15 protein-coding genes are annotated in these 15,473 nt (G+C 61.2%); 7 read left to right on the forward strand and 8 right to left on the reverse strand.

Features of this window, described 5'->3' with window-relative positions; all coding sequences use genetic code 11:
* Positions 1–255 precede the first annotated feature (255 nt).
* Positions 256–1,164: a glycosyltransferase family 2 protein gene (locus HNP98_RS07785; RefSeq protein ID WP_173809503.1), complete on the reverse strand. Its 909-nt coding sequence runs from the start codon at positions 1,162–1,164 to the stop codon at positions 256–258.
* Between the two features lie 132 nt (positions 1,165–1,296).
* Positions 1,297–2,664: a flippase gene (locus HNP98_RS07790; protein WP_317171063.1), complete on the reverse strand. Its 1,368-nt coding sequence runs from the start codon at positions 2,662–2,664 to the stop codon at positions 1,297–1,299.
* Positions 2,665–3,041: 377 nt separating this feature from the next.
* On the opposite strand from HNP98_RS07790, the gene HNP98_RS07795 reads away from it, so the two are divergent.
* Entirely contained in the window at positions 3,042–3,299 is a 258-nt protein-coding gene (locus HNP98_RS07795) for a hypothetical protein (RefSeq protein WP_173809504.1), read from the forward strand.
* A gap of 94 nt (positions 3,300–3,393) precedes the next feature.
* Here HNP98_RS07795 and HNP98_RS07800 read toward each other — a convergent pair whose 3' ends face one another.
* The 5 genes from HNP98_RS07800 to HNP98_RS07820 all read right to left on the reverse strand — a co-directional run bounded on the left by HNP98_RS07800 (position 3,394) and on the right by HNP98_RS07820 (position 9,085).
* A complete protein-coding gene (locus HNP98_RS07800) occupies positions 3,394–4,692 on the reverse strand; it encodes a TPM domain-containing protein (protein WP_173809505.1) in 1,299 nt (432 codons plus the stop codon).
* Positions 4,693–4,787: 95 nt separating this feature from the next.
* On the reverse strand, positions 4,788–6,227 hold the full coding sequence (locus HNP98_RS07805; RefSeq protein WP_173809506.1) for an amidohydrolase family protein: 1,440 nt from the start codon (positions 6,225–6,227) through the stop codon (positions 4,788–4,790).
* An 87-nt stretch (positions 6,228–6,314) separates the two neighbouring features.
* Entirely contained in the window at positions 6,315–6,878 is a 564-nt protein-coding gene (locus HNP98_RS07810) for a GNAT family N-acetyltransferase (protein ID WP_173809507.1), read from the reverse strand.
* Between the two features lie 98 nt (positions 6,879–6,976).
* Positions 6,977–7,453, reverse strand: a complete 477-nt coding sequence (locus HNP98_RS07815; RefSeq protein WP_173809508.1) for a nuclear transport factor 2 family protein — start codon at positions 7,451–7,453, stop codon at positions 6,977–6,979.
* Positions 7,454–7,639: 186 nt separating this feature from the next.
* The gene (locus HNP98_RS07820) at positions 7,640–9,085 is read right to left on the reverse strand and encodes an RCC1 domain-containing protein (protein ID WP_173809509.1); all 1,446 of its coding nucleotides are present in this window, start codon (positions 9,083–9,085) and stop codon (positions 7,640–7,642) included.
* Positions 9,086–9,769: 684 nt separating this feature from the next.
* Between HNP98_RS07820 and HNP98_RS07825 the strand changes: the two genes are divergently transcribed.
* The 4 genes from HNP98_RS07825 (at position 9,770) to HNP98_RS07840 (ending at position 14,321) form a co-directional block, all read left to right on the forward strand.
* Positions 9,770–12,151, forward strand: coding sequence for a ribonucleoside-diphosphate reductase subunit alpha (locus tag HNP98_RS07825; protein WP_173809510.1), 2,382 nt, complete (start codon positions 9,770–9,772; stop codon positions 12,149–12,151).
* Between the two features lie 91 nt (positions 12,152–12,242).
* Positions 12,243–13,613, forward strand: coding sequence for a hypothetical protein (locus tag HNP98_RS07830; protein ID WP_173809511.1), 1,371 nt, complete (start codon positions 12,243–12,245; stop codon positions 13,611–13,613).
* A 91-nt stretch (positions 13,614–13,704) separates the two neighbouring features.
* Positions 13,705–13,950 carry a DUF433 domain-containing protein gene (locus HNP98_RS07835; protein WP_173809512.1) on the forward strand — a complete coding sequence of 82 codons (246 nt, stop codon included), beginning with the start codon at positions 13,705–13,707 and terminating at the stop codon, positions 13,948–13,950.
* Between the two features lie 62 nt (positions 13,951–14,012).
* Positions 14,013–14,321: a DUF5615 family PIN-like protein gene (locus tag HNP98_RS07840; RefSeq protein ID WP_262889101.1), complete on the forward strand. Its 309-nt coding sequence runs from the start codon at positions 14,013–14,015 to the stop codon at positions 14,319–14,321.
* Between the two features lie 69 nt (positions 14,322–14,390).
* Here the strand turns inward: HNP98_RS07840 and HNP98_RS07845 are convergent, their stop codons facing one another.
* Positions 14,391–14,669, reverse strand: coding sequence for a type II toxin-antitoxin system HicB family antitoxin (locus HNP98_RS07845; protein ID WP_173809513.1), 279 nt, complete (start codon positions 14,667–14,669; stop codon positions 14,391–14,393).
* 158 nt (positions 14,670–14,827) lie between these two features.
* Between HNP98_RS07845 and HNP98_RS07850 the strand changes: the two genes are divergently transcribed.
* Both HNP98_RS07850 and HNP98_RS07855 read left to right on the forward strand, forming a co-directional pair.
* Entirely contained in the window at positions 14,828–15,163 is a 336-nt protein-coding gene (locus HNP98_RS07850; protein ID WP_173809514.1) for a DUF6883 domain-containing protein, read from the forward strand.
* Positions 15,163–15,387 carry a DUF4926 domain-containing protein gene (locus HNP98_RS07855; protein WP_173809515.1) on the forward strand — a complete coding sequence of 75 codons (225 nt, stop codon included), beginning with the start codon at positions 15,163–15,165 and terminating at the stop codon, positions 15,385–15,387. The genes HNP98_RS07850 and HNP98_RS07855 overlap by 1 nt, the downstream gene beginning before the upstream one ends.
* The last annotated feature ends 86 nt before the right edge of the window (positions 15,388–15,473 follow it).

Raw genomic sequence — 15,473 nt, forward strand, 5'->3', positions numbered from 1 at the left:
GGACTACCAATCCGACCACACCTTGCTTCAACGCATCGAACACGTCCTAATCCGAATCGGAAAAAATTATACGGTTACTTTTGCGTGACTACTTAACAGCCATTGCGAGGGCTTAGGCCCCACAAAAAAAGCGCCCTTTTGGAGCGCTTTTTTTGTGGGGCCTAAGTTGTCAATCAATTGTCAGCCTAATCGTAATTTGTTGGCTAACAACTGACAATGAACAACCCACTTACTTTCGCCCGGCTACCCGTGGCCCTATTTGTGCCGCCAGTTATAAAATTGCAGCGTGCGGATGGTATCGGGCCGCTTGCGAAAATTATTGGTCAGGCTGTCGAGCGTGGCCTCGCCGTAGAGCAGGAAGTTATAGAGGCGGTTGGCCCGCGTGGCGGTGGCCTGCTTAATGGTGGCCTTGGCGGCCCAGCTGGCAAACAGCAGGCGGCCGACGGTGTTGCCGTACTGGTTTTGCAGCACCCGGCGCTGGTTGCGCACGGCGTAGTACTGCTTCCAGGCGGCCGGCCACGGAATGCCGTCGCGGTCGAACGAGGCGGGGTGGTAAAACACGCTGCTGGGCACGGTCACGATGGGAAAGCCGTTTTTCTGGGCCCGGGTCATGTACTCCACCTCGTCGCCCCAAATGAATAGGTTTTTGTCGGGGATGCCGATGGTTTTTATCACATCGGCGTGCACCAATGTGCCGTTGAAAAACGACGCCACGTCGTACACCAGGTCCACGCCGGTCATGTCGCTCACCTTGCGGTAGGCGCGGTGGGGGCGGTCCACAAAAAACGCCAGCTCTTCGCGGCTGTTCACGCTCACCGACATCGAGTTTTTGATGCAGGGCCCCAGGTTCGGCGAAGCCAGCAGCGCGGCCAAAGCGTCGGGGGCGGCCAGGCAGTCGTCGTCCATGCACCACACCCAGGTGTGGCCGGCACGGTACGCCGTGTCGATGCCCGTGGCAAAGCCGCCCGCCCCGCCCAGGTTGGCCTGGGTGGTCACGGCCAGGCCGGGTTGGGTGGCCAGCCACTCAGCCGTGCCATCGGTGCTGCCGTTGTTCACCACAAAAATAGCGTCGAGCGGCCGGGTCTGCTGGCGCAACGTGTCAAGGCATTTTTTTAGGTCGGCCAAGCGGTTGTAGGTAACGACCAATGCAGCAACGGTTTCCATAATTTTTTTGATAGTCGGTATTGAGCAGCCAGTAGTCCGGGTTTTACGGCAATCAGCGTTGGGCAGTTAATACGGAAAACAGTAGATTGGAATAACCAGCAGGCAAACAGCCGCTTAATTACCAGCCGCGGCTTACCTGGTTCCGGGGTTCCTAAGCGCCAGCACCCGCGACTTGGTGAACGCAATGGCCTCGCGCAGGTGCGAAACCTTGATGACCTCGATGCCTTTCCAGCGCAGGTACACGTACATAGCCACCGTGATGTACAACTCGGTGATGACCAGCGCGTAGGCGGCTCCTACGTGCGCAAAGCGCCGAATCAGGAGCAGGTTCAGGGCCAGGCCCAGCACCGAGCCCACGGCCGTAACCGTGAAAAAGGCGCGGTCCATGCGCAGGTTGAGCATGGTGTGCAGGCCCAGCAGGTTGCTCATGCCGATGATGAGCGGCAGCACCGCCACCACCCGCAAAATGGTGACGGCCCCCGCGAACTTGGCCCCGTAGAGCAGCGTGATGACGAAGGGCCCCACCAGCCACAGCCCCGCCGAGACGCAGGCCATTACCAGAAACAGCGGGAAAAAGGTGGTGCGCACCATGCGTAGCCCCTGCTCGCGCCCCTGCCCAAAGGCCTGGGCCACAATGGGAAAGAACGCCTGGTTGAGCGCCAGGCCGACGAACGACTCGGCCATGCCCTCGAGCCGCGTGCCGGCCGCGTAAATGCCCACGTTGTAGGGCACACTGAGCAGGCCCAGGATGAACACGTTCGAGCTGGCGTAAATCGTAATCATCACCGACGAGAAAAACAGCGTGCGGTCTTCCCTGAAGCGGTTGCGCAGCTCGGCCCCCGTGGGCCAGGCGAAGGCGACCTTGAAGCGGCGCAGGGCCACGTACAACGCCGCCACGCTCACCAAAATCTGCGACACGCTGATGGCCAGGTTTTGGTACACGTAGTCGTCGGCCTTGCGGATGAGCAGCAGCACCGACAGCGAAAAGACGAGCTTCACGGCCAGGTTGAACATGGCCACCCGCCCGAGGTCTTCCATGGCCTGATAAAGCCAGAACGGCGAGAGCACCGTGCCGATGCACACCAGGTAGGTGCACAGGTGCAGCACGAGGTGCGCCCGAAACTCGGGGTTGGCGAGCGAGATGGTTAGGAAAATGGCCGTGGACAGCCCCCAGAGCAGGGTTTTGCCGACCATGACCTGGCTGAAGATGCGGTTGGTGTTCTCTTTGTCTTCGCGGCGGGCGGCAATGGAGCGCACGGCCGCCATGTCGAAGCCGTAGTTGATGAGCAGGCTGAAGTACAGCACGTAGGCCTGCGAGAAGTTGAGCAGGCCCAGCTTGGCCGGCCCGATGATGCGCACCACGTAGGGCACGGTGAGCAGCGGCAGCAGGAAGTTGGCAATCTGCACGCTGAACAGCGACGCCACGTTGAGGGCGAACCGCTTCATCACGGGCTTAGCCATGCCGGCCTCGTCTTTTACAATGGTAATCTCGTTATTCACCAAGAACGTGGCTAATGCATGAAATGGCCGGCCGGCGCTGCCCCGGGCCGGCAAGCGCCCTACATACGGCGTCAACCCGCTTTACGTCAGCCGCTTTCCAGTAAAGTTCTTTCCCTCTACCAAACCCGGCCCGTAGCCACACGCCTGCCCAAACGATTGCGCCTAACCGTAGAAGCCGCTAATCGTTACAGGGCAAGCCTTTTGCGAACCGCATCCCGCGCCCAATAAAATTTTGCGCTTTGTTTTTAAAACCCTTAAAAAAAGCGTGGCCCGGGCCCAAGTCTGCACGCGGCTGGCTCCGGCCCGGCCCGGGGATTGCGCCCAGGCCGTTACTTTACGGTCCTGAATTACCCTTATCCCCTTTCTATTATCTCTGTATGAAAAAGGTATTCCTCGTGTTGCTGTGCATCTTGCTGGGCCTGGCCGACTGCCCGGCCACGGTGGCGGCCGGCTTCCCCGCCGCCGACCACCACCCGCGCTACAAGTCCTACAAGTACCGGGGCCAGTCGCGCAAGCGCAACCAACGCCGGGGCCTGTTCAGTGCCTTCCGCCACAAAACGCACAAGCCGAAGCCCAAGCGCCACCGCGGCGTCATCAAAGTGGGCGACTTGAACGGCACCATGCCGGCGCAATAACTCCCTGCCCGGCCCACTGCCGCCAGGGCACATAAAAAACCGCCGCCCATCACTGGGCGGCGGTTTTTGCGTTTGCTCGGCCCGGGGCCAGGCCTCACCACGAAGCGCTGTTGTCGTCGGTGCTGTCGAAACCGCCCCCGCCGGTGTCGTCCGAGGAGGTATCGTCGTAAGACGAATTGTCGTCCGATGAGAAATAGTCGCCCGACGTGTCGCCACCCGCCGCGTCGTTATCGGAGAAGTAGTCGGGGGTGGTCTGGTCGCTCCCGGCGCTGCGTGAGGCGAAATAGTCGCTGGCCGCGCCCGTGCCGGCGGCCCCGGCAGCGGCGCCCGTCCCGAGCCCCGCATTGTTCGTGTCCAGGTTGCGGGCGTCGCCGGTTTCGTGGCCCGAGGCCATGCGGTTGCCGATATACGCCCCAGCGGCGGCGGCGGCCCCGGTGGCCAAAATGCCGCCCATGCCCATACCGCCACCCTGGTTGGGGGCCTGGCCGCCGTAGTTGGCCGGGCCGGGGCCGTAGTTGCCAGCTTGGGGCGAGTTAGGCAGGAAGTTGGGCGGGCCGCCTGGCTGGTTGGGGTAAAAGGCAGGGTTGTTGGACGCCTGGGGCCCGGCTGCGGCGTTGTCCGCGGCTTTACGCCGGAACACGCGAATTATTAAATACAACAGGCCGCCCATCACCAGCGCGCCGACGAGCAGCACGCCCGTGCCGATGCCCGGCGAAGACGGCTCTTCCGGGGGCACGTCGCTCAGGGGCCGCATGCCGGTGAGCGGCGGCGGCGTGGTGGTAGCGTTGTCAAGGGGCGTGGCGTTGTCGTTCGGGCTGGCATTGGCCAGGCTGCCGGCCCCCGCCCCGGCCCCCGCCGGTGCGGCAGCGGCCCCCAGGGCCGGCTTGCCCTGGGCCGAGCCAGGGTTGGCGGTGGCCATCAGCTTGTCGAGGCCCAGGCGCAGGCCGGCGAAGTAGTTGCCCTGCTTGAAGTTGGGCCGCATCTGCTCGCTGAGGATGCGGCTGGTGACGGCGGGCGTGACGATGCCGCGCAGCCCCGAGCCGGGCTGGATGGCCACGATGCGCTCCTTGGCCCCGATGAGCACCACGATGCCGTTGTTTTTGCCGCGCTGGCCCACGCCCCAGGCGTTGCCCAGGGCCCGGCTGTACTCGGCCACGTCGCGCCCGCCCAGGTCGGGCATGGTCACCACCACCACCTGGGTGCCGGTGTTGTCGGCGTAGCGGCGCAGGCCGCCTTCGAGCTTTTTGGCGTCGGCCGGGGCCAGCAGGCCGGCCTGGTCGTTCACGAACCTGAACGGCTTGGGGCGGGGGGGCAGGCCGTTGGCGGGGGCGGCCCCGGCGGGGGCCCGCAGCCCGGCCAGCAGCAGCAGGCAAGCAACAACGAAACGGTACATGGCGCGGCGGAATGAGGTGGGGAAACCAAGGGTTTCGCCCGCCTTTTACGGCCCCCGGCGGCCGGCGGCCACATTGCCGCGCCGGGGCCCGGCCGCTACGGGTTTTTGATGGCCCGCAGCATCGCCGCCAGCGCCGGGGCCGGGTAGGCGCGGCCGCGGAGCACCACGGCCGCAATCCGCTTCACGTTGGCGATGTCGGCCAGCGGGTTGGCGGCCAGCAGCAGCAGGTCCGCGTCCTTGCCCACCGCCACGGTGCCGGTGCGGCCCGCCACGCCCATGAACCGGGCCCCGTTGACGGTGGCCGCCCGCAGGGCCTGCGCGGGCGTGAGGCCGGCTTGCACCAGCAGCCCCAGCTCGGCTTGCAGCGAGGCCCCGGGGTAAACAAACGAGTTGTACGCCCCGCAGTCGGAGCCCGCCAGCAGGGTGACGCCGGCGGCCTGCATTTGCGGCACCAGCGTCATGAACTTGGCTTCCAGCTTTTGGGTGAAGGCCCGGGCGGCGGGCGGCTGCTGGCGGGCGCTGGCCAGCCGCCGGGCGTAGGTGGCCTGAATTTTCGGGTCGATGTAGGCCCGCAGGGTGTCGCGGGCGTGGTCGTGGTCGGGCAGCTCGGCCAGGGTTTTGCCGACGTAGAGCGTGGGCACCGCCGCCGTGTGGTGGGCGGCCATCAGCCGGAAGATGCGGTCGGCGGCGGCCGGGCGGTAGGTGTCGTACACGGCCGGCAGCAGGGCAAACAGGCCCAGCGGCTTGGGCGTGGCCAGGCTGGCCCGCACCAGCGCCGTGAGGCTGTCTTCCTTGCCCGAGCAGGCCTTAAACACGTAATACAGGTGCTCGGTGGCGTCGAGGCCGCGGGCCACGGCGTCGCCCAGCGTCACGGAGTAGGGCATGTGGCCGGTGGTTTTCAGGCCCCGCTGCTCGGCTTGCGAAATAGTATTTAGGTAAGCCTCGCCGGAAATCTTGCTGTCGTAAATCTTCACGAAGTCCACCCCCAGCCGTTGCAGCGAATCCAGCGCCCGGCCGATTTGGGCGGGCGTCTCCACTTCCAGCGAGCCCGGCCAGTAGGCCCCGGGCCCGTCAATCTTGGGCCCCGAGGTGAAGATGCGGGGCCCCGCCAGGGTGCCCGTGTCCTCGGCCCGCCGCCAGGCCAGCACGCTGGGCGTGAGGTCGCCGCCGCAGTCGCGCACCGTCGTGATGCCGTGGGCCAGGAACAGCGCCAGGCTCTTTTTATTGGCCGCCGCCAGGCTGTCGCCGCCCCGGAAGTGCACGTGCATGTCCCACAGGCCCGGCAGCAGGTAGCGGCCCCGCCCGTCGAGGGTGCGGCGGGCGGTGTAGCGGGCCGGGCCGGCGGGGCCCACCCGCACGATTTTGCCCGCCACCACGGCCACCAGCTGGTCGGCCCGCACCTGTCCGCGCTCCACGTCCACCACATTTACGTGGCTGATGACCAGGTCGTACACCGCCGGCTTAGCGGGCGGCCGACCGGCACCGAGCAGCAGCGCGGCCACGGGCAGCCCCAGGAGGAATCGGTATAATTTCATGCGCGAAGCGGGGCGAGGGCGAGCGGCAAATGTAGGCGGGCCCGGGCCGGACTTTAAAGAAAATCACGGGAAAGTACCCACCTGCCGCTACGCCGCGCCCGGGGCCGCGTCGGCGGCCGGCTCCACGGCCCGCTCGAAGCGCAGGTGGCCGTCGGCCCCGGGGCCCGTCACGTCGAAGCCGTTGCGGCGCAGCACCTGCTGCGAGGCGGGGTTGTCGGCGCGGGCGTGGGCCACCAGGCGGCGCACCAGGCCGGTAGCGGCGGCCTGCTGCACCAGCCCGCCCACCAGCTCGGTGGCCAGGCCCTGCCCGCGCCACTCGGCGGCAACGGAGTAGCCGATTTCGGCCGTGCCCGCCGCGTCCGGGGGCCCCATGAAGCCGCCCGAGCCCACGAGCGTGCGAGGCGCGTCGCCGGCGGGCTTGCGCAGCGCGTACCAGTTGTACCAGCCGGCGGCCGTGCGGCCCCCGGCCGTGAGCCGCTCCAGGAAGAACTCCATCGCCGCCCGGTCGTACCCGGCGGGGGGCCAGTCGGTGGGCAGGGCCGCGCCCAGCAGCACGGGAAAGTACCGGGGCTTGTGCAGCTCGGCCGTGAGCAGGGCCCGGCTGGCGGCCAGCAGCAGCAGGCGGGGCGTGTGGGTAATCAGCGGAATCATGGGTGCATTATACAAAAAACGCCCGAACGGCGGGGTTCAGCAATGGCAACCGCCCTGCGCTTGGCTGGTTGCGTAGCCGCCACCGCCGGGCAAGCGCCCTACAGGCCCAGCTCCGTCAGTCCCGGGTAGTCGGCTGGGCGCGGGCCCCCCTGGGGCCAGTGGAATTTCCGGTCGGCCTCGCTGATGGCCACGTCGTTGATGCTGGCTTCGCGGCGCTGCATGAGGCCCCGGGCGTCGAACTCCCACTGCTCGTTGCCGTAGGCGCGGAACCACTGGCCCTGGGCGTCGCGGTACTCGTACTGGAAGCGCACGGCGATGCGGTGCTCGTGGAAGCCCCACAGCTCCTTGATGAGGCGGTACTCGTGCTCCTGGGCCCACTTGCGGGCGAGGAAGGCCTGGATGGCGGCGCGGCCGGCGAAAAACTCGCCGCGGTTGCGCCACTGGCTGGCCTCGGTGTAGGCCAGGGCCACGCGGGCGGGGTCGCAGCAGTTCCAGGCGTCTTCGGCGAGGCGGGCTTTCTGGGTGGCCGTGGCGAAGGTGAACGGGGGCAGGGGCGGACGGGGGGCGTCGGACATGCGGGCGGGAAGGAATTATTTATTGAAAATGCTTTTCCTGCGCCTGGTGGCGCATTTTGCCTTTTTTATTGCTTCGTTGCTACCAGACTTGGTCCCATGAAAGACGACGAGCATTCGGCCAGGTAATTTTACGCTCAAGCTGCGGGTGGGCTTCGCGATTTCGCGTCCATTCACCGCTGCACCGGCTTAGTGCGTCAGCTTGACTGTCCGTTTGCCTTGGGCAGTGCTGATTTGTAGCAAGTACAGGCCGGCGGGCAGCGCAATTAAGTCGTGCAGTACTACTTCTTTGGTGACGGGCAGCCCGTACGTTTCGCTCTTGACGCACTGGCCCAGCGTAGTGTAGAGGGCCAGGGCTATCGGCCCGGAAGCGCTGGCGGGTAGCCCGACCCGAACAACATCTTCGAAAGGGTTAGGGGCAGCCGTTGCCGGCGCCGCGGGTGTGGCTGGCGTAGTTGCCAGGGCATTGTTGCAGGTGGGGCCAAAATGGTTAGTATCCTGCATGTTGCCGTTGCCCAACTGGCCGCTGTAGTTATGGCCCGTGCCGTACACTTGGCCATCCGCGGCCAGGGCCAGGGAGTGGTAAGCGCCCGCCGCTGCCTGAAGCCACTGCTGAGCCGGGGCGATGCGCACGGGCGTCGGCCGGGAGGTAGTAGTTCCGTCGCCCAATTCACCGTAGTAATTGTCGCCCCAGCCGTAAAGCGACCCATCGGAGCCAATGGCCAGCATGTGGGCATCGCCGACCGTTACTTGCTGCCACCGCTGGCCCACCGGCGGGGCCAGGCGCACCGGTGCCGGCTGGTCGGTGGTGTTGCCGTTGCCCAGCTGGCCACCGTTGTTGCGGCCCCACGTGTACAGAGAGCCGTCGGAGCACAGCGCCGCGGTGGACCAGAACCCCCCGGCCGCCTGCGTCCACGATTGGCCCGAGGGGGCGGCCACGCGCACCGGCGTGGGGCGCGCCGTGCGGGTGCCGTCGCCGAGTTGGCCGCTGTCGTTGTTGCCCCACGTGTACAGAGAACCGTCGTCGCACAGGGCCAGCGAAAAGTTGTAGCCGGCGGCCACCTGCACCCAGCTCCGCCCCGAAGGCGAGCGCAGCAGTTGGTGCGCCAGGGTGCCGGCGGTGCTGCCGATGCCGAGTTGCCCGTAGGAATTGTCGCCCCAGGCGTAGAGGGTGCCGTCGGCGCACAGGGCCAGGGTGTGGCCGAAGCCCGCGGCCACCCCCGCCCAGGAAGTGCCGGCCGGGGCCGCGATGCGGAACGGTACGCCGTGGTCGTTGCGGGTGCCGTCGCCGAGCTGCCCGTAGCCGTTGCTGCCCCAGGAGTACATTTCGCCGGCCGTGGTCAGGGCCGTTGAACGGAAGTCGCCGGTTGTTACCTGCGCCCATTGCTGGCCGGCCGGGGGCGGCAAGTACACGGGGCAAAGGCGCGCCGTGGTGGTGCCGTCGCCGATTTCGCCGCCGCGGTTTTCGCCGTGCGCGGCGATGGCCCCGCTCCGCACAAGGGCGATGCTGTGGCTGTAGCCGGCCGCAATACGCAGGGCCGAAAGCGACTGCGCCACCAACGGCAACGTACTGCCAAGTCCAAGTAATAAGTTGATAAATAATGCTTTGCTTCGTAAGGTAACGGTTGTTGTCATGGATGTGAGGTTTAACAGCTCTTCGCTTGCAAACGAATAAATAAGCCGCGAGAGGGGAAGGGCGTTGAAAGCGCGGGCTCGCCAGCCGAAGCCTTTGAGCAGATTAGCCGGGGGCGGCAGCAAACGCGAACGGCACGGGAGGTGACCTTTTGCGAAACGCGGTATTCACCGCCAGGCGCAAGCTAGGACTTTCACCTTTTATCCCGTTGGCTTATGACCTCCCCGCTCGAACAATGGCCGCTGCCCGGCCGGGTCGACCCCGCGCTTTCGCCCTGCGCCTTTTGCCGCCGCCGGCTGCTCATTGGCGGCCGGCCGGTTTTTACCTCCTGCGCGTGCAAAGCCTTGGGCCCCCCGGTCACGATTGGGGCGCTGGCGCTGGGCGCGGGGCTGATAGTGAGCGGGCTATGGTGGATTCTTGGCAAAAAGTAGTGCGGATTGCGGTTTGCACAATGCCAATAATTAGCTGACCTATAGTCATTCTTCACCCAACGGTAACATTCGCCGCCCGGCTCGCTTTTTAAAAAGCGGCCGGGCGGCTTCATTTTCGTGGTATGTGGAAAACTTCTAAACTTTTCCTTTGGCCTCGCCTAACCTTCGGAGTAATTTCCGGTCTTGAAACATCCCAATTTCCGGTGGAAATTGACTTCGATAGCCTTTCCCTTTGCTCACCCAAAGCCCTAAACTATGCTGGTAATTAAACGCGACGGCCGCCGCGAGTCCGTGAAATTTGATAAAGTCACGGCCCGGATTGAGAAGCTGTGCTACGGCTTGCACATGGATTTCGTGTCGCCGATTGAGGTGGCCAAGAAGGTGATTGACGGCATCTACGACGGCGTGACGACCGTGGAGCTGGACAACCTCGCCGCCGAAACCGCCGCTTCGCTCACCACCCGCCACCCCGACTACGCCATCCTGGCGGCCCGCATCGCGGTGAGCAACCTGCACAAGGTGACCTCGAAGTCGTTCAGCAGCACCATGAAGCGGCTGTACACCTACGAGGACCCCAAGAACGGCGAAAACGCCTCGCTGCTGGCCAAGGACGTGTGGGAAGTGATTCACAAGCACGCCGCCACGCTGGACTCGGCCATCATCTACGACCGGGACTACAACTACGACTTTTTCGGCTTTAAGACGCTGGAGCGCAGCTACTTGCTGCGCTTGGAGGGCAAAGTGGTGGAGCGGCCCCAGCACATGCTGATGCGCGTGTCGGTGGGCATCCACAAGGAGGACATTGATTCGGCCATCAAAACCTACAACCTGCTGAGCGAGCGGTGGTTTACCCATGCCACGCCCACGCTCTTCAACGCCGGCACGCCGAAGCCGCAGATGTCGTCGTGCTTCCTGCTGACGATGAAGGACGACTCGATTGACGGCATCTACGACACGCTGAAAAACTGCGCGCTGATTTCGCAGAGCGCCGGCGGCATTGGGCTGTCCATCAGCAACGTGCGGGCCACGGGCTCCTACATCAAGGGTACCAACGGCAACTCCAACGGCCTGGTGCCGATGCTGAAGGTGTTCAACGACACGGCCCGCTATGTGGACCAGGGCGGCGGGAAGCGCAAGGGTGCCTTCGCCATTTACCTGGAGCCCTGGCACGCCGATGTGTTCGAGTTCCTCGACCTGAAGAAGAACCACGGCAAGGAGGAGATGCGGGCCCGCGACCTGTTTTACGCCATGTGGACCCCGGATTTGTTCATGAAGCGGGTGGAGGACAACGGCGACTGGACGCTGATGTGCCCCCACGAATGCCCGGGCCTGGAGAATTCCTGGGGCCCCGAGTTCGAGAAGCTGTACCTGAAGTATGAGCGCGACGGCCGCGGCCGCCGCACCATCAAGGCGCAGGAGCTGTGGTTCGCCATCCTGGAAAGCCAGACGGAGACGGGCACGCCCTACATGCTGTTCAAGGACGCGGCCAACCGCAAGAGCAACCAGCAAAACCTGGGCACCATCAAGAGCAGCAACCTGTGCACCGAGATTCTGGAGTACACCGACAAGGACGAGATTGCCGTGTGCAACCTGGCCTCGCTGGCGCTGCCCCGCTACCTGGTGACGGACGCCAAGGGCAACACCACCTTCGACCACGCCAAGCTGTACGAGGTGACCTACCAGGCCACGCTGAACCTGAACAAGGTGATTGACGTGAACTACTACCCGGTGCCCGAAACGCAGCGCAGCAACTTCCGCCACCGGCCCATCGGGCTGGGCGTGCAGGGCCTGGCCGATACGTTCATCGCGCTGCGCATGCCCTTCGAGAGCGACGAGGCCTCGGGCCTGAACGAGGACATCTTCGAAACCATCTACTTCGCCGCCATGACGGCCTCGAAGGACCTGGCCGTGAAAGACGGGGCCTACGAAACCTTCCCGGGCTCGCCCCTGAGCAAGGGCCAGTTCCAGTTCGACCTGTGGGGCGTGACGCCCAAGTCGGGCCGCTGGGACTGGGACACGCTGCGCGCCGAAGTTGTAGCGCACGGCGTGCGCAACTCGCTGCTGGTGGCGCCCATGCCCACGGCCAGCACCGCCCAGATTCTGGGCAACAACGAGTCGTTTGAGCCCTACACGAGCAACATTTACGTGCGGCGCGTGCTGAGCGGCGAGTTCATGGTGGTGAACAAGCACTTGCTGAAGGACCTGGTGGCCCTGGGCCTGTGGAACGACGCGATGAAGCAGGAAATCATCGCCGCCAACGGCTCGGTGCAGGGCATTGCCCGGGTGCCGCAACACATCAAGGACCTGTACAAGACGGTGTGGGAGATTTCGCAGCGCCGCATCATCGACATGTCGGCCGACCGCGGGGCCTACATCTGCCAGAGCCAGAGCCTGAACCTGCACGTGCTGAACGTGAACTTCGGCAAGCTCACCAGCATGCACTTCCACAGCTGGAAGCGCGGCCTGAAAACCGGCATGTACTACCTGCGCACCAAAGCCGCCGCCGACGCCATCAAGTTCACGGTGGAAAAGCAAGCCGCCGAAACCCTGGAGCCGATGCTCGTCGCCGCCCAGAACCAAAGCGACATGAGCTGCTCGCTGGATAATCCGGAGGACTGCGAGGCCTGCGGGTCGTAGATTGATTCAATTAATTCTGCTGTTACATAAAAGAGGAAACCCAAGGGTTTCCTCTTTTATGTAACAGCAATACTACATCTTGATTATGAGTATGAAAGCATCAATCGATACAATAGCTTCCTTTTTAGATGGCAATTTGCTTGAAATGGCAAAGGATGCTAGAGATAAGCTGGGTGAATACGAACATGCTGAACTCACTATTAAGGAAGCCTATTCTACATTAAAACTATTGCTCGACCAACTAAAGGCATCAATTGAAAAAGGGTATTTAGAAAGAGTTAGTCAGAGCAGAAGAGTTGCTATTGGTGCGCAAATGACTATCATTAATCAGGCATTAGATATGCTCAACCAACATAAATACGAATCTAACTACCAGTCTAAGCAGTATCAATCTCAATACATTCAAGGCGTTTATGGATTAAAAGATGCTGTTGATGATGCGAAGCTATTTGAAATGTCAAAAAGTTTTGGTAATTATTATAGTTCTTTAGAAAAGTTATCTATTACAGAGAATCAGTATCAAGAAATATTATCCAAAATATCGGGAACAGAAGAGTTATATGAAAGTTCTTATAGTAGACTTGAGCTATTAAATGAGAAGTTAGAATTAGCAGAAAAAGCGTCGGAGGAATTGGAAATTCTAAAATCTACAGGTGAAAAAAATGAAATTAAAATAGATGGATTTTTAGATAATGCAAAAGAATATGTGCAGGATATGGAAGATAGAAGAGGGAGAATTGAGTCTTTTCATAAAAATATAGAAGATATGGAAGAGGCGGTTGAAAAGCTGAAAGAGGAAAATATAAAAAGTGTTAGCAATACAAAAAAGAATCTCCAAGATTTTTTTGAAAAATCACATGCCAATATTGACAAAGCTATAAAGAAGACTGACGGTATTATTGCAGACAACGAAAGCCTCAAAGAACAAGTAGCAGTTCTGCTGCAAGGTGCTACAGCTGGTCGATTAAATGCAGAGTTTAAAACAGAAAGCACTAAAATAAGTAATGAACTACGCTTTTGGCTTGCTGGAGTAATTATTATTAATATACTATTACTTTGCTTCTCATGTTTGATGATTTTTGGCTCAACCGTAATCAATATTCCAGCGATTGATTTAAAGTCACTAACTGCTGTTGCTTTTGTGAAAATTTTTCTAACAATCCCAATTTTATTACTTGATTGGTTTATGGTACGGCAATATAATATTAGAAGAGAGCTTATGGAAAAATACACTTTTAAGTCTTTGGTATCAATATCTTTAGTGCACTATAATGAATTGATTAAACAGCATATTGAAAATGAAGAGGCAGCAGCATTTATTATAAGTGCTATCGATAAGATATATTCATCGCCCTTTGACCTGCCTGATACTAAGATGGCGGCTGCAATAAACGCTTTCGCAGAAAAAGGAACGGGAATACTTGAAAAAGCTGTGGAGAAAGTGATTGATAAAGTGAAGTGAAACTGCTAAGTCTTCTTGGACGCTCTTGCCCCAGTAGCGGCTGGTTTGCGTTTGGGGTAGGGGCCCCGGGCGGGGTTTGTATCTTCGCCACATGGAAACTCCTATTTCGGCGGCCCACCCGCGCATTACCATTGACCCCACCATTTGCCACGGGCAGCCCACGGTGCGCGGCCTGCGCTACCCGGTGCAAAACGTGCTTGAATACTTGGCATCGGGCATGACCGAGGCCGAAATCCTGGCCGATTACGAGGACTTGGAAGTGGAAGACCTGCGCGCCTGCCAAGCCTACGCGGCTGATATTATGCAGGTGCGCTCCATTTACCGGCTGGCTTCGTGAGTCGTCCGGAGCCGTTGCGGGTAATTGTTGATGCCCAGCTACCGCGGCAATTGGCGCGGTAGCTGGCCTTTCACGCGGGCTATGATAGCTTGCACACGCTCGACTTGCCGGCGGCCAATCGCACGCAGGACGGCAGCATCACTCGCTTGTCGATGGAAGAGCAGCGGGTGGTCATCACCAAAGACGCGGATTTTGTAAACAGCTTTTTGCTGCACGGCCAGCCGCATAAGCTATTACTGGTTTCCACCGGCAACATCAGCACGGTCGATTTGCTGGAGCTATTTCGGAAGTTTCTGCCGCAGTTGACGCAGGTATTGACGCACCACGCCTACGTAGAATTATCTCGAACGCTACTAGTAACTCACCGGTAGTAACAGCAGGCTTCGCCAACCGCTGGGGCCCCGGTAGCGGCTGGTTTGCGTTTGGGTGTAGTTGGAAGTTCAACTCCAATTATATGTTATGGTCGTTAAGGCCGAATGCTGCTGCCAGCCCAAGGCCAAGAGAAGCTGGTTTAGTGTTCCGCGTTGGGTAACATCCTGTTTGAAAAAGGCCAGAGTTTCCTCAAATGCATAATGGGCTTCTGCTTCGGTGTCACCATAGGAGGATAATTCCAGCGCTGGGCAATAAGCAACGTATTGTCCGCTGTCATCACATAAAAGTTGGGTTATTACCTGTATACCTGTGATGGCACCATACTTGTCAGTTGTGAGCGTTTCCATTTCTAAAGGTAATGAGGGTCAAGTTGTAGTATCGCCCAGCCGCCCCAGCCCCGGGCGCGGCTGGTTTGCGTTTAGGGTAGGGTCCCCGGGCGGGGTTGGTCGCTGCGCCACCGGGAAACGCCGGTTTCGGCGGCCCACCCGCGCAGTAGTTTTGCTGGATGACGCTTCACGACAAGCCGCTGTTTGTGGCACCCAACAAGGTGCAGGACTACCTACTCAACCCTGACCATCCTATTGGTGGGGCCAAAGCCCGGTTTTTCCTCGGCATCGGTTATTCGCGGGAGCACTACGAGCAGCTGATTGCCGATTTGATTGAGCACGGCCACACGCGCCCCGTGACCGAGGAGAAAGATTCGCCCTACGGCGTTAAATTCGTGGTAGATGGCCCACTGCTGGCCCCCAACGGCCGGGAGTATCCGCTGCGCACCGTGTGGATGGAACAATCGCCCGGCACGTTCGTTTTGTTAATCACTGCCCACTTACTCGACCGCTGATGAAACCACCCTTTGCTGAATTAGAGATTGTGCAATTGCGGCAGGCGCACCCCGAATGCGGCTTGCCGGCGGGGGCCCCCGGTACCGTCGTGCTGGTGTACCGGCAAGGCGAAGCCTACGAAGTAGAATTTGTGCGCCCTGATGGTTCTACCCAAGCGGTATTGACTTTGCCAGCCGCCGAAGTGGCTGCCCCATCTGCCCATGCGGTGCGGCAAGCGGCTTAGCAGTGTTGTAATTATAGCATCGTCCAGCCGCTGGGGCCCCGGTAGCGGCCGGTTTGCGGTTGGGGGTAGGGGCCCCGGGCGGGGTT

Source organism: Hymenobacter caeli, assembly GCF_013294115.1.
Taxonomy (GTDB): domain Bacteria; phylum Bacteroidota; class Bacteroidia; order Cytophagales; family Hymenobacteraceae; genus Hymenobacter; species Hymenobacter caeli.

Coding starts and splice junctions, on each gene's coding strand:
- HNP98_RS07815 (WP_173809508.1), bottom strand. CDS start 7,453: ATGTCCGACGCCCCCCGTCCGCCCCTGCCCCCGTTCACCTTCGCCACG.
- HNP98_RS07820 (WP_173809509.1), bottom strand. CDS start 9,085: ATGACAACAACCGTTACCTTACGAAGCAAAGCATTATTTATCAACTTA.
- HNP98_RS07805 (WP_173809506.1), bottom strand. CDS start 6,227: ATGAAATTATACCGATTCCTCCTGGGGCTGCCCGTGGCCGCGCTGCTG.
- HNP98_RS07845 (WP_173809513.1), bottom strand. CDS start 14,669: ATGGAAACGCTCACAACTGACAAGTATGGTGCCATCACAGGTATACAG.
- HNP98_RS07785 (WP_173809503.1), bottom strand. CDS start 1,164: ATGGAAACCGTTGCTGCATTGGTCGTTACCTACAACCGCTTGGCCGAC.
- HNP98_RS07850 (WP_173809514.1), top strand. CDS start 14,828: ATGACGCTTCACGACAAGCCGCTGTTTGTGGCACCCAACAAGGTGCAG.
- HNP98_RS07795 (WP_173809504.1), top strand. CDS start 3,042: ATGAAAAAGGTATTCCTCGTGTTGCTGTGCATCTTGCTGGGCCTGGCC.
- HNP98_RS07800 (WP_173809505.1), bottom strand. CDS start 4,692: ATGTACCGTTTCGTTGTTGCTTGCCTGCTGCTGCTGGCCGGGCTGCGG.
- HNP98_RS07825 (WP_173809510.1), top strand. CDS start 9,770: ATGCTGGTAATTAAACGCGACGGCCGCCGCGAGTCCGTGAAATTTGAT.
- HNP98_RS07835 (WP_173809512.1), top strand. CDS start 13,705: ATGGAAACTCCTATTTCGGCGGCCCACCCGCGCATTACCATTGACCCC.
- HNP98_RS07830 (WP_173809511.1), top strand. CDS start 12,243: ATGAAAGCATCAATCGATACAATAGCTTCCTTTTTAGATGGCAATTTG.
- HNP98_RS07810 (WP_173809507.1), bottom strand. CDS start 6,878: ATGATTCCGCTGATTACCCACACGCCCCGCCTGCTGCTGCTGGCCGCC.
- HNP98_RS07855 (WP_173809515.1), top strand. CDS start 15,163: ATGAAACCACCCTTTGCTGAATTAGAGATTGTGCAATTGCGGCAGGCG.